13 protein-coding genes and 1 riboswitch are annotated in these 14037 nt (G+C 38.5%); of the genes, 12 read left to right on the forward strand and 1 reads right to left on the reverse strand.

Going from position 1 to position 14037, the window contains the following annotated elements:
* The first annotated feature begins 6 nt into the window (after positions 1 to 6).
* The 11 genes from modB to FHY45_RS09335 all read left to right on the forward strand — a co-directional run bounded on the left by modB (position 7) and on the right by FHY45_RS09335 (position 11064).
* Entirely contained in the window at positions 7 to 663 is a 657-nt protein-coding gene (gene modB / locus FHY45_RS09285; RefSeq protein WP_066107591.1) for a molybdate ABC transporter permease subunit, read from the forward strand.
* A 321-nt stretch (positions 664 to 984) separates the two neighbouring features.
* Positions 985 to 2112: a D-alanyl-D-alanine carboxypeptidase family protein gene (locus FHY45_RS09290; protein ID WP_066107848.1), complete on the forward strand. Its 1128-nt coding sequence runs from the start codon at positions 985 to 987 to the stop codon at positions 2110 to 2112.
* Positions 2105 to 2698 (forward strand): nucleoside recognition domain-containing protein, encoded by a 594-nt coding sequence (locus FHY45_RS09295; protein WP_066107588.1) that lies wholly within the window; start codon positions 2105 to 2107, stop codon positions 2696 to 2698. Before FHY45_RS09290 ends, FHY45_RS09295 begins: the two co-directional genes overlap by 8 nt.
* Positions 2698 to 3228 (forward strand): spore maturation protein, encoded by a 531-nt coding sequence (locus tag FHY45_RS09300; RefSeq protein ID WP_139891721.1) that lies wholly within the window; start codon positions 2698 to 2700, stop codon positions 3226 to 3228. The genes FHY45_RS09295 and FHY45_RS09300 overlap by 1 nt, the downstream gene beginning before the upstream one ends.
* A 225-nt stretch (positions 3229 to 3453) precedes the next feature.
* On the forward strand, positions 3454 to 4182 hold the full coding sequence (rluB, locus tag FHY45_RS09305; protein WP_066107581.1) for a 23S rRNA pseudouridine(2605) synthase RluB: 729 nt from the start codon (positions 3454 to 3456) through the stop codon (positions 4180 to 4182).
* Between the two features lie 86 nt (positions 4183 to 4268).
* A complete protein-coding gene (resA, locus tag FHY45_RS09310; RefSeq protein WP_066107578.1) occupies positions 4269 to 4796 on the forward strand; it encodes a thiol-disulfide oxidoreductase ResA in 528 nt (175 codons plus the stop codon).
* A 15-nt stretch (positions 4797 to 4811) separates the two neighbouring features.
* A complete protein-coding gene (gene resB, locus FHY45_RS09315) occupies positions 4812 to 6470 on the forward strand; it encodes a cytochrome c biogenesis protein ResB (protein ID WP_139891722.1) in 1659 nt (552 codons plus the stop codon).
* Positions 6451 to 7629 carry a c-type cytochrome biogenesis protein CcsB gene (gene ccsB / locus FHY45_RS09320; RefSeq protein WP_066107571.1) on the forward strand — a complete coding sequence of 393 codons (1179 nt, stop codon included), beginning with the start codon at positions 6451 to 6453 and terminating at the stop codon, positions 7627 to 7629. Before resB ends, ccsB begins: the two co-directional genes overlap by 20 nt.
* Before the next feature lie 338 nt (positions 7630 to 7967).
* Entirely contained in the window at positions 7968 to 8687 is a 720-nt protein-coding gene (locus tag FHY45_RS09325) for a response regulator transcription factor (RefSeq protein ID WP_066107568.1), read from the forward strand.
* Complete coding sequence (locus tag FHY45_RS09330; protein ID WP_139891723.1) at positions 8687 to 10459, forward strand: ATP-binding protein; 1773 nt, start codon at positions 8687 to 8689, stop codon at positions 10457 to 10459. Before FHY45_RS09325 ends, FHY45_RS09330 begins: the two co-directional genes overlap by 1 nt.
* A gap of 152 nt (positions 10460 to 10611) precedes the next feature.
* A complete protein-coding gene (locus tag FHY45_RS09335) occupies positions 10612 to 11064 on the forward strand; it encodes a hypothetical protein (RefSeq protein WP_139891724.1) in 453 nt (150 codons plus the stop codon).
* An 87-nt stretch (positions 11065 to 11151) separates the two neighbouring features.
* On the opposite strand, the gene serA is transcribed toward FHY45_RS09335, so the two are convergent.
* Complete coding sequence (serA, locus tag FHY45_RS09340) at positions 11152 to 12735, reverse strand: phosphoglycerate dehydrogenase (RefSeq protein WP_066107558.1); 1584 nt, start codon at positions 12733 to 12735, stop codon at positions 11152 to 11154.
* Between the two features lie 383 nt (positions 12736 to 13118).
* Positions 13119 to 13249, forward strand: a riboswitch (FMN riboswitch).
* 177 nt (positions 13250 to 13426) lie between these two features.
* Here serA and FHY45_RS09345 point away from each other — a divergent pair.
* Complete coding sequence (locus FHY45_RS09345) at positions 13427 to 14014, forward strand: ECF transporter S component (protein ID WP_066107555.1); 588 nt, start codon at positions 13427 to 13429, stop codon at positions 14012 to 14014.
* Positions 14015 to 14037: the final 23 nt, after the last annotated feature.

The raw sequence follows: 14037 nt of genomic DNA on the forward strand, positions 1-14037 counted from the left end.
ATGAATATGTTACATGAATTTTTATCACCTATTATTCTTTCAATTGAAATAGCAGTGGTTTCGGGAATAATTGTTATCATATCAGGGACATTTATTGGCCGCTATTTAGCTATGAAATCTTTTAAGGGAAAAGCGGCTTTTGAGACATTTCTTATGTTGCCTCTAGTTCTGCCGCCATCAGTAGTAGGATTTATTTTGATTGTCTTGTTGGGAAAGCAAAGTATCATTGGACAAGCAATTGAGTGGATTTTTGAGAAGCCAGTCATATTTACTTGGTGGGCGGCTGTCATTGCTGCTACGATTGTGGCTTTTCCCCTTATGTATCAATCAGCTAAGTCTGGTTTTCAAGGTATTGACCATGAAATCGAAGATGCTGCTCGAGTAGATGGAGCAAGTAAATGGCAGGTTTTTCTTCATGTTTCCCTTCCGTTAGCATCGAGAGCGCTTATGACGGGCGGTATTTTAAGCTTTGCTCGAGCATTGGGGGAGTTTGGCGCTACTTTAATGTTTGCTGGAAATATTCCAGGCGTTACGCAAACAGTTCCGATAGCTATTTATACAGCCCTTGATTCGGGCAACATGCTCATGGCATGGATGTGGGTTTTAGCTATATTCTTACTATCTTTTCTCATGCTGTTCGTGATTCAATTAAAAAAAGAGTGAAGATTCATCACTGATCGTAAATGGGCAACGAAGTTTACATAAACTTTTAGTTGCCTTTTTTATGTAATTATTACCTGAAGAATTTTAGCATCCTCCTTCATACATAATCTAATTCACTTATCACTCACCCTGAATAACCTGTCTTCGAATATTTAAGAAATTAAGCGCATAGACTTGTACAAAAACATGAAGGGGACGAGTGTGGTGAAAGTGTACTCTTTCAAATATAAACGTAAGAAATATAACTCGAAACGTAATCTTTCAGTAAAGAACGATCCAATCCGCTTAGTGTTATGGAAGCTGGCAGGCACCATCCTCATTATGATTTTGTGTTTGGCAAGTTTACTTTCGCCGATAAAAACAGTTTCTGCACAAGCGCAAGAACTTGAAAGAATCCAAACAGGGGCTAAAAGTGCAATTATGATTGAGCAGAGCACCGGCCGGATTTTATATGAGAAGGATGCTCATACAAAACGAAGGATAGCGAGTATTACTAAAATTATGACCGCAATTCTTGCGATTGAATCGGGGAAGATGGATAAAACTGTAACGGTGACAGATGCGATTTTAAAAGCAGAGGGATCGGCGATCTATTTGCAGGTAGGAGAAAAAATAAAATTAAGCGACCTTGTTTATGGACTTATGCTCAGATCAGGAAATGATGCGGCGATTGCCATTGCTGAATATGTGGGAGGAAGTGTGGAGGGTTTTTCTGCATTAATGAATCAGAAAGCAGAATGGATTGGCATGAAGAACAGTCATTTCACCAATCCGCATGGTCTTGATGATTCTGATAACCATTATTCCACAGCCTATGATATGGCAATCCTAACTAAGTATGCGATGGGGAATAAAATGTATCAGAAAATTGCCGGAACTAAGATCCATCGGGCACCCAACCCGAATGAAGTATGGGACCGTGTTTGGAAAAACAAAAACAGGCTGTTAACGGAAAAATATAAATACACCACAGGCGGTAAAACAGGTTATACAAAAAAAGCGCGCCGCACGCTAGTGACAACTGCATCCAAGGATGGATTGGATCTTATTACGGTTACTATCGATGATTCTACAGATTGGGCTGATCATATAGCTCTTTTTGAGGCGGGATTTAACAATTACACATTAACTGAAGTAGTACCGCGTGGAGACATAAAAACGATAAAAAAAGGATTTTATAAAAATAAAGCTTATTTAAAATCATCGTTATCCTACCCGCTTACGCAAAAAGAACAAGAGGAGGTCGAAGTAAAGTATGAACTGAAAAAGCCCAAAAAACAGTGGAAAAAAGGAAAAAATCTTCCGGCTAAGGTTGGAAAGGTGAATTTAATTCTTGATGGACAAACGCTTATATCTAAACCGGTTTATCTACATAAAAAAGATCAAACTGTCTTCGATATATGGAAAGACGTCTTCTATACTTTTTCAGGTGTAAACACAAATGGTTAATTATATATGGGTCGGAATCAGTATAATTGGAATCATTTATGCGATGTTTACTGGAACAATGGCGGAAGTTAATGAAGCGATCTTTAAGAGTGCAAAAGAATCGGTCACTCTATGCTTCGGCCTTATGAGTGTCCTTGTTTTTTGGCTGGGCATCATGAAGATTGCAGAAGAGGCAGGTCTATTGGATAGTTTAACACGTTTGACAAAGCCAATCGTATCCAGGCTTTTCCCAGATGTGCCGCCAAATCATCCTGCAATGGGATATATCGTATCCAATATAATGGCGAACACATTTGGACTGGGAAATGCAGCTACACCCCTGGGTATAAAGGCGATGGAACAATTAAAGGACTTAAATGGCGGAAAGGATACAGCAAGCCGCTCTATGATTACGTTTCTGGCATTGAATACCTCTGGGCTGACGCTTATTCCAACAACCGTCATAGGAATCCGCATTCATTATAATTCAGCCAATCCGACAGAAATTGTCGGCCCGACCTTTTTGGCAACCGTCATTGCAACGATAGCAGCTATAATTTTAGATCGGTACTTCTACTGGAAAAGAGTAAGAAAGGGGATGGATTGATGCACTGGATCTCAACCATATCAATTTGGATGATACCTGTGGTTATCTTGCTCATCCTTGTCATGGGTGCCATAAAGAAGGTCCCGACCTACGAGAGTTTTGTGGAAGGCGGAAAAGATGGGATAAAAATCACATTTTCGATTATTCCCTATCTCATTGGTATGATGGTGGCCATTTCTATTTTTCGTGCTTCAGGTGCTATGGATTTGCTGATAGGCTGGATGAAACCGGTATTAAACTTCTTAGGTGTGCCTTCAGAGGTAGTACCTTTAGCCTTAATAAGACCCATATCGGGAAATGCTTCTCTCGGCATGGTCAGTGATTTGATTGCCACATATGGACCTGACTCTTTTATAGGGAAGGTTGCTTCCACAATCCAGGGGAGCACGGATACAACCTTATATGTCTTAACTGTTTATTTCGGTGCAGTAGGAATTAAGAAAATGGGAGATGCTTTAAAGGTGGGATTGTTAGCTGATCTTGTCGGGATTGGTGCGGCAATCTTATTAGCTGCTATTATGTTCCAATAGACACAAATTTGTCACAAAATGCTAAAAGAAGTGAAAAAAATAGTCAGATTTAACAAAAATCGGTATAAAAAGCCGATTTTTTTGTGTTTCTTAGTAAGTAATGAAATAATATGCGTGATAGGACATATCACTTTCTGCAAAAACAAAGTATAATGAACAACTAGGTAGAATGCCTATTATTTGAGTAAAGAATACAGAAAAAGTAAAATTAGACAGGTGATTAAAATGGAAAGATTACAAAAAGTGATAGCACAGGCAGGAATCGCCTCCCGAAGAAAAGCGGAACAGTTAATCGTAGAAGGCAAAGTAACTGTTAACGGTAAGATTGTAAAAGAGCTTGGCGTTAAGGTTGGCCCAAATGATCAAATAGAGGTAAGTGGAGTACCTGTAGAAAAGGAAGAACCGGTATATTTTCTGCTTTATAAGCCAAGAGGTGTCATTTCCGCTGCCAACGATGACAAAGGGAGAAAGACCGTAACAGATTTATTTCCACTGATCAAACAACGGATTTATCCGGTAGGCAGACTGGATTACGATACATCAGGTTTGATCCTGCTGACGAATGATGGTGAGTTTGCCAATGCCCTGATGCATCCAAAGTACGAAATAGAAAAAACGTACGTAGCGAAAATTCAAGGTATTCCATCCCGCGAAATAATAAAGAAATTGGAACGTGGTGTTCAATTGGAAGACGGTAAAACAGCCCCTGCGAAAGCTAAATTGCTATCAATGGATCGCAGAAAACAGTCCTCTATTGTAGAGCTGACGATTCATGAGGGCAGAAACCGCCAAGTCCGCCGTATGTTTGAAGCGATTGGGATGCCCGTTATCAAACTTAAACGTGAAAGATATGGATTCTTGACGTTGCACGGTGTTAGTCCTGGAGATTACAGAGAGTTAACACCACATGAAGTAAAGCAACTGCGTTCTATGGCGCTTCATAAAGATAAGTAAATACAACCGTAGCGCTGCCCTAAATTAGTGCCTTTCTGGCAGCGCTATATTCTTGTGTGTCTAAAGCATAGCGGGAGGGAACTTTTTTGACCAAACAAAAGCGTAAATGGATGAGAATAGGGGTTCTGGCCCTTTTAGCTGGAGCCGTCATTTATGTGGTATTTTCGAGTTTAACCATGGACAAGGAAAAAACCCTTAAAATGAATGAAACCGCTCCAAACTTTGCTCTGACAGATCTTGAAGGGGTTAAGCATGTGTTAGAGGATTATAAGGGGCAGGGAGTGTTTCTGAATTTCTGGGGGACGTGGTGTAAACCATGTGAATATGAAATGCCTTATATTCAAAGTCAATATGAAGTGTTCAAAGATAAAGGTGTACAGGTATTAGCTGTCAATGTAAATGAATCTGATTTTGTCGTGAATAAATTTGTTCAAAGACATGGGCTTACTTTTCCGGTTGTCATCGATAAGGACAATCAGGTGCAGCATCAGTATCTGATTAATCCCTTGCCGGCCACATTTTTAATTGATAAAAATGGTAAGGTCGTAGATTCAACCACTGGTAGTTTAACTGAAGAGAAGATTCAAAAGATGATGGAGAAAATACAGCCATAACAAGGGGTAATAAGGATGAAGGAAATAACTTGTGAATGTGGTCATGTTAATCCATATGGAACGATATTTTGTGAAGCATGCGGTAAGGTGCTCAATAAGGAAGAAGAAGAAAAAAAATTATTGGATATGAAATATGAAGGCAGTGCCAGAAGATCGCAAACCTACAATAAATCAGTAGTTGATAAGATTTGGAATTTTTTCTCATCCGTAAAGGTTGGCGTAACCTTAATCATTCTTCCATTAATTGCAGCTTCTATCGGTACCATCTTCCCGCAAGAAATGTATATTCCAAATGGAGAACCCGCTGAAACGTTTTATGAAAGTAAGTACGGCTGGTTTGGTGAAGTGTATTATGAGTTAGGATTACATAATTTATATAGTTCATGGTGGTTTTTACTGTTAGTGTCCCTCTTAGGAGTTTCACTTGTTATCGCCAGTCTTGACCGCTTTATTCCGCTATTCAGAGCTTTAAAGAATCAGAGAGTAATCAGGAATGAGGGTTTTTTACGCAGACAGCGGATTTTTGGTGAAGCTGATATAGCAGAGGAAAAAGAAAACTATGAATTAATCAAAACGAGATTAAAAGAAAAGCGTTATAACATAAGAGAAGAGAACGGCAATATTTTAGCAGAGAAGAACCGTTTTTCGAGGTGGGGTCCTTATGTTAATCATATAGGCCTGATCATTTTCTTAATTGGCGGAATGTTGCGTTTTATTCCAGGGATGTATGTGAATGATTACCTCAGAATTCAAGAAGGTGAAAAGAAAGCTGTACCTGGAACGAATGGTGAGTACTTTGTTGAAAACCATAAATTTACTGTAGAAGTTTATGATAAAGATAAGGAAAAAGAAGAGTTTGAGGCAACGCTTGACCGGGTTGGTACGGTCGTAAAAAATTATCAAACAGATGCCACTCTTTATCAAGCGGTAGGGGATACCTTGCCAGGAGAAGAAGTAAAGCTTGAAAAAGTTAAAGATTATCCGATACGTGTAAATGAACCTTTGAAATTTGATTCCTTTGCTTTATATCAAACATCCTACGAGGAAAACATGACTAAAATGTCATTCACCTTAATTGATAAAGCAACTGAAAAGGAGCATGGCAACTTAACCGTTGATTTGAATAATCCGAAAGATAGCTATGACCTGGGTAATGGGTACTCCGTGCACCTGGAGAGTTATTTTCCTGATTTTGAATTTAATGAGAATGAGCAGCCGACAACAAAGAGTCGATTTCCAAATAACCCTGCGTTTATCTTCAAAATGGTATCACCAGAGCATCCAGAAGGAGAAGTTAGCTTTGTTGCGATTAAACAAACCCTTGAGCCTTTGGGTGAGACCGAATATAAACTTAAATTCAAAAATATAGAGACAGGTTTTGCAACTGTATTAACAGTACGTAAAGACCTAACTTTATGGGTACTTGCGCTCGGAGGGCTTATCTTTATGATTGGCGTTATACAGGGGGCTTATTGGAATCATAGGCGTATTTGGATTCAAAAGAGTGGGGATAAAATATTTGTGGCCGCTCATACGAATAAAAACTGGTTTGGTATCAGGCGGGAGATTAATGAAATATTAGTGGGGACTTCTATTCCATTACCGTATGATCAAGCCGAAGGGGAAGAGATTCAAGAAAGAGGGGGAAAACAGAGTGGCGACTTTAAGCAGTAATTTGCTATATATTGCTTTTGTGCTGTACTTAATAGCAACTTTTGTATTTGCGGGATCCATAAAAGGTAAGAACGATAAGTGGAGTTATGAAAAATGGGCAAAAGCTGGAATTATTATCACTATTATTGGATTTATTGCACAGCTGGGTTATTTTATCACACGTTGGATAGTGTCAGGACATGCTCCTGTCAGTAATCTATTTGAGTTTACAACATTCTTTGGAATGATGTTGGTTGGAGCATTTATAATGATTTATTTCATATATAAAACAGCCATTCTGGGAGTATTCGCGCTTCCGATTGCGCTGTTAGTTATTGCGTATGCCAGCATGTTTCCACGGGATATCTCGCCGCTTATTCCGGCATTAAAAAGTGATTGGCTGTATATACATGTTACTACTGTAGCAGCGGGAGAAGCTATTTTAGCAATAAGTTTTGTGGCCGGATTAATTTATCTGATACGGGCTGTTAAACAAACGAAAGCATCAAAAAGTACGTTTTGGCTGGAAGCCGTTTTATTAGGATTAATTTGTACGATTGGTTTTGTTGTATCTACTACTATGTTTTCTATAGCTGATTATAAAACTGAATATACTTGGGTCAATAAGAGCGGTGCAGAGCAAACAGAGGAATATAATATGCCGGCGTTGTTTGTCCCGAAGGAAGCAAAATTGGTTTCCGGTACAGGGATGGATCCGTTAATTGAATTGCCATTAATAATCAATTCAAAAAAACTGAATACAGTAGTTTGGTCCATCATGATAGGTGTCGTGCTATATGGAGTGCTGCGTTTAATTTTACGTAAGCGTATAGGAGCAGCTATACAGCCGTTGGCAAAATCAGTGAATTTAGATTTACTTGACGAGGTTGGATACAGATCCATTCTAATCGGATTCCCTGTATTTACTTTGGGAGGGTTGATATTTGCCATGATTTGGGCCCAAATAGCCTGGTCAAGATTTTGGGGTTGGGATCCTAAAGAAGTATGGGCTTTAATTACATGGCTATTTTATGCAGCATTTCTGCATCTGCGCATATCGAAGGGGTGGCATGGCGAAAAGTCAGCCTGGCTTGCAGTTATAGGATTTATTATCATTATGTTTAATCTTATCGCGGTGAATTTAATTATCGTTGGATTACACTCATATGCTAGCAATTAAGAAAAAAGAGGACTTCCAAGTATGGAAGCCCTTTGTTCTTAACTCTTCTTTAGAAAATCAGGCTTAAGCTATTAACTGCAATTATATTCCGATTTATGATGCTTTTACTATTTTTAAGTTGGATGACAACTGAATAGGAAATTAGGCAAAATCTTATATTAAAAAAATCTGGTTGTATGATAGATATTATTTTTCTATAAATTTAACTTTATAGAATCGCTTTATTTATGTAAATATTCACTTTTCTATTCCTAAATATTTAGTATGCATGTATAATAAAACTGATATCGTGGATAAATTTGTATCGTTATTAGTTAATGCTTAAGGAGGTCCGGGTGATGGAAGAGAACAACATACGATTGCTTATAGTAGATGATGAGGACCGTATTAGAAGACTATTGAAAATGTATTTAGAGCGCGAAAAATATACAATTGATGAGGCTGCTAATGGGGAAGATGCTTTAGAACTTGCTTTGGCGAATGATTATGATTTAATCCTTCTGGATTTGATGATGCCTGGCAAGGATGGAATTGAGGTTTGTAAAGAACTGCGTGAAAAAAAGGCAACACCTGTTATTATGTTGACTGCTAAAGGTGAAGAAATAAACCGAGTGCAAGGTTTTGAAGCAGGCACGGATGATTATATCGTAAAGCCTTTTAGTCCAAGGGAAGTAGTCTTACGAGTGAAAGCATTGTTAAGAAGGTCATCGAAAAATTCCTATATTCAATCAGAGACCTCAACTAAAGATGTTGTCGTCTTTAATCATCTAACGATCGATAATGATGCGCATAGAGTATTGGCGGACGGTGTAGAGGTTGCATTAACACCTAAAGAATATGAACTATTATACTTTCTCGCTAAAACCCCGGATAAAGTGTATGATCGGGAACAATTGCTAAAAGAAGTTTGGCACTATGAATTCTTTGGGGATTTACGTACCGTTGATACACATATTAAAAGATTAAGAGAAAAATTAAATAAAGTATCTGAGGATGCAGCTAGAATGATTGTAACCGTTTGGGGTGTTGGTTATAAATTCGAGGTAGTCAACGACTAATGTTTTGGAAAAGTGTAGTCGGGAAACTTTGGATGACCATTATTTTGCTGTTTTCCTTCGTTCTATTCATCTTAACTGTATTACTGCTGGAGTTTTTCCATAATCAAAGTATGGAGGAAGCTAAATCTTCTTTGTTTCGAACAGCCAAACAAGTTGAAATGATTTTAGAGGAACATTCAGATATCGAGCAATCAACACAAATTGTTTGGCAAATCATCGATCCGAATAAGGATATTGTTATTATTTTAGATGATACCAATATATACAGCAGTTTGAATGATTTGAATAAGAAAGAAGTCTATCAACTCTTTTCTCGTGATGAAACCTTAAAAAAGTCATTAGTGAATGATAGACAAGTTTCAGAAACCACTTATCTATCGTCTATTTTGGGCGGGGATAATGTTACTCAGGGTACAATTGTCGGAATTCCAATCACTAATGACGGAATGGATGGCGCCATCTATGCATTTCAGTCTGTAGACTCGAGTGAGAGTACAAACGCACAAACGACAATCTTCATCTTGATAGCTGTCGGGATAGGGATTGTTTTAACGACGATTTTTGCGTTCTTCCTGTTATCAAGAGTGACTGCTCCGCTTAGAAAAATGAGGGAAGCAGCATCTGAATTGGCCAGAGGAAAATTTGACATGAAGGTTCCCATTTTAACAAACGATGAGATTGGCGAATTGGCGATTGCATTCAATCAAATGGCACGGCAGCTGAAGTATAATATGACGGCATTACAGCAGGAGAAAGAGAATTTATCGAATATTTTAATTAATATGGCTGATGGAGTGATCATGTTTAACAGAGACGGTGAAATTCTTGTAACGAATCCTCCAGCAGATGACTTTTTAAGGTATAGTTTTTTGGATGAAACCAATCAAAAAAAACAGTCTGGAAACCAAGTCCCTGATGCATTAAGCGATTTATTCCTCGAGGTTAAGGGAACGGGAAAAGCTAAAATAGCCGAGATTACCACGCAGGGGCACGATTGGGTAATACTTATGAATCCCCTTTACCGTCAAAATGATATCCGTGGAGCTGTAGCTGTATTAAGGGATATGACGGAGGAACGCCGGCTTGATAAGATGAGAAAAGATTTTATTGCCAATGTATCGCATGAGCTTCGTACGCCTATTGCTATGCTTCAAGGATATAGTGAAGCAATTATAGATGATATTGCGGAAACAGCAGATGAGAAAAAAGAAATGGCACAGGTCATATATGATGAATCATTAAGAATGGGACGCTTGGTTAATGAACTCTTAGACTTGGCTCGAATGGAAGCAGGACATCAGACTTTAAATATTGAGGAAGTAGAAGTTGGCAGCTTTCTTGGTAGAATATCGAAAAAGTTCCAGCGGGCAGCTCAGGAAAAAAATGTTGATGTCTATACAACCCTTGACCATCCTGAGGCGCTTGTTGAGCTGGACCCTGACCGCATTGAACAGGTATTCACCAACTTGATTGATAATGCCCTGCGCCATACACCTGGGGGAGGTGAAGTGCAAATTATCCAAAGAACATTGGATAATGGTACTCAATTTGACGTGAAGGATTCTGGTGTAGGTATTTCTGAGGAAGAGCTGCCTTTTGTTTTCGAAAGGTTTTACAAGGTTGATAAAGCAAGAACAAGAGGGAGAGCTGGCACAGGCCTTGGCCTTGCAATAGCAAAAAATATTATTCATGGTCATGGCGGTAAAATAGATGTCTACAGCAAGGTTGGACAGGGTACGACATTTACATTTTTCCTGCCAGCGAAAAAGTAGAATTAAGAAGATAATTCTTGTTACACAAGGAACTGTTTGATGAAAGCATATCACTTAGGTGATGTGCTTTTTTGCATTCTGATACTGGACATTTTATAGGAGAGCTATTGAATCCTGATACTGGTATTTAACATGAAAAACTCTACGGAACGGTGTACAAGCACTTTTCCGGATACACCTGGGAGGATCGCTACAGACACTTCGCAGAAATTAGGAATCCGATTTGGGGGACTATCAAATTATATGCCCAAAGGAATGACCTTCAAATAACTGATTTAACATTTATTCCTTTAACGATTGCGGCTTGGTGCCGGTATCTACTTGGTGTGAATGATGCTGGTAAAAAAATGAACATCAGTCCTGATCCTATTTTAGAAGATTTGCAGCAGTATCTTCATGGAATCGAGTTCGGCCAACCTGAATCAGTCAGTAACCACTTACAGCCTATTCTTTCAAACGAAAGAATTTTTGGGGTGGACTTGTACGAAGTTGGCTTAGGAAATACAATCGAAGAATTTTTTAAGCAACTGATTGGGGGACCCGGAGCTGTAAGAGAGACATTGCATGAGCAAATCCAAAAACATGAGAATAAAGTGGCTTATTGAACTGAGACTAAGTAATTTTAATAGAATATAAGAGGAAAGGGCATCGATAAGCTAAGCCAGCTTATGAGATGCCCTATTCTTATTATTCTATGCCTCACTCAAATTAATTGCTTTGGCGACGGATATTTCATCATTGCCGGCAAGTTCATTTATGACGGAATGAGGAATTTTTTCATCAAACGTAAGGATCATAATGGCTTCACCGCCGGCTTCTTTCCGTCCTACCTGCATGGTGGCAATATTGAGATTAAGATCGCCGAGTTTTTTACCGACAATGCCAATCACGCCTGGTCTGTCGTGGTGCTGGATATATAGGATATGGCCATCAGGGTAAAAGTCGATTTTGAAGTCATCGATGGCAATGATACGCGGCCCATATTCTTTTATATAGGTTGCTTTCATTTCAATTTGTCTGGTATCGCCTTTAATTCTTACCGTTATACTATTTGAATAACCATATGTTTCGTTTGAGATTTTTTCACCTATAGTGATGGAACGTTCCTTAGCGTATAACAGGGCATTTACTTCGTTGATGGTGACATCAGCCCGTTCTTTAAAAAATCCAGAAACAAGTGATTTTGTTAAAATTGATGAATCAAAATCAAAAGCATCACCGCCATATGTAATGGAAATTTCTTTTATGCCTTCGTTTATATATTGTGATAGGAAAGAGCCAAGTTTTTTCACTAATTGATAATATGGCTGTATTCTATTAAATAATTCAGCAGGTATAGCTGGTAAATTGATGGAGTTTGAAACTGGTATTCCATCCACAAATGAGACTACTTCTTTTGCCACCTGCTTAGCCACATTTAATTGCGCTTCAGCAGTGGACGCTCCAAGGTGAGGTGTGACAATGATTTGATCCAAGGACAATAATTTATTATTCACCGGAGGTTCTTCTACAAATACATCCAGTGCAGCTCCGGCTACTTTTCCCTCAAGAACCGCATCATATAAAGCGTCCTCGTCAATTATGCCTCCTCTGGCACAGTTGATCAGATAGACACCGTCTTTGCATTTATGTATTGTATTTTTGTTTAATAAGCCTCTTGTATCCTTATTTAATGGGGTGTGGACGGTGATGAAATCAGATACTTGAAGCAGGTTATCGAGTGAACCGACCGTTATGCCTAATTCTTTTGCCCGATCTGACGTAATGAAAGGATCAAAGGCAAAAATATTCATCTGAAAAGCTCTCGCCCGCTTGGATAATTCAGTACCAATTCTCCCCATACCAACGATTCCTAACGTCTTACCTTTTAATTCAGCTCCGGCAAAGCGATTTCGCTCCCAAGCACCATTTTTTAAAGATTGGTGAGCCTGAGGAATGTTTCGGGCCAGGGATGCCATCATGGCAAAAGTGTGTTCAGCGGTAGAAATTGTATTGCCATCCGGTGCATTGACCACAATGATTCCACGACTTGTACAGGAAGGAACATCTATATTGTCGATCCCTACGCCAGCCCGGGCTACAATTTTTAGGTTTGTCATTTTTTGAAGTAAATCATTTGTTACTTTTGTAGCACTTCTAACTAAAAGTGCATCAAACAGATGCAATTCACTGCTTACTTCATCTATCTTTTTTTGGACAACCTCGATGTCATTCCTGCCAATGAATGGTGTTAAACCATCAGGCTTTATTGAATCAGCTATGAGCACTTTAAACAATCTTGTCACCATCCTGTAGAAGTATTTAATCTTGTTTCCACTCTACAAGACTTATAATCTGTGTGTCAATCAAGATTCAACATTGCAAGCGCTTACTATTTTAAAATTTTGGAAAAGTCTAATTTTTGTTGCCGGCAGATACTAAAAAGACTTCATTTTCTATAATTTAGACGGCTTAGTTGGTTCGAGGAAAATAGAGGTGAGGCCATTAATTTATGAATTTTTTACAAATATATATTTTTTGATCTATTTATATAGTGATTCTAATCTCTTGTATTATTTAGTTTAGTGGGATAAAATCAATATAGAAATGGTCTAGTTAAATATACAGGTGGAATGTCTAGCCTGATTATTTTTCTAAAGCATTTTACTAATTAAATACGGTCTATCTTCGGGGCAGGGTGAAATTCCCTACCGGCGGTGATGATTTATAATCTAAGCCCGCGAGCCTGTAAAGGCAGGATTTGGTGAGATTCCAAAGCCGACAGTATAGTCTGGATGGGAGAAGATGGAGGTCTCTGTTAACGTTCAAAAAACGATCTTTCGTGAACGTTTTGTTTCACATTGCCTTTTTCTCCCTTTATCTAATTAAGATAAAGGGATTTTTTATGGCATGGCTTCATGATTGACGTTTTAGGCAGAGCCTTTCTTCTGGAAGAGGTAGTACCAAACCTAAAGGAGAGAGGAAATAATGAAAAGCAGTGGTGTAAGTAAGATTCAAAAAATGGTTACGATTGGGATGTTGGGTGCGATTGGATATGTTCTGATGATTATTAATTTTCCATTCCCTGGTTTTCCAACATTTCTACAAATTGATTTTAGTGATATTCCAGCTTTAATTGCGGCCATCATTTTTGGGCCGGTTGCGGGTATCCTGGTAGAATTATTAAAAAATATTCTGGATTACATGATGACAGGAAGCGACACAGGAATTCCGATTGGGCATTTTGCTAACTTTATCGGAGGCGTCGCGTTTATCCTTCCAGCCTACTATTTTTATAAAAAAATCGGCACCAAAAGAGGCATGGTGTACGGACTTGTAGGAGGCACAATCGTATTAGCTTTATTTATGAGTCTTGTCAATTACTTCATTTTGCTGCCAAGCTACAGTGTGTTAATGAATTGGAACATGTCTGGTACAGAGATTCGAGCAATGATCACCACGGCGATCATTCCTTTCAATTTAATAAAAGGAACCTTAATTGCCATTGTATTTATGCTGTTATTCACTAAAATGCAGGGCTGGTTTTCGAAGCAATCTGTATTGCGAAATGTATAAAATAGATTAAATAAAAGCCTCTG

It is taken from the genome of Bacillus sp. D386, assembly GCF_006346415.1.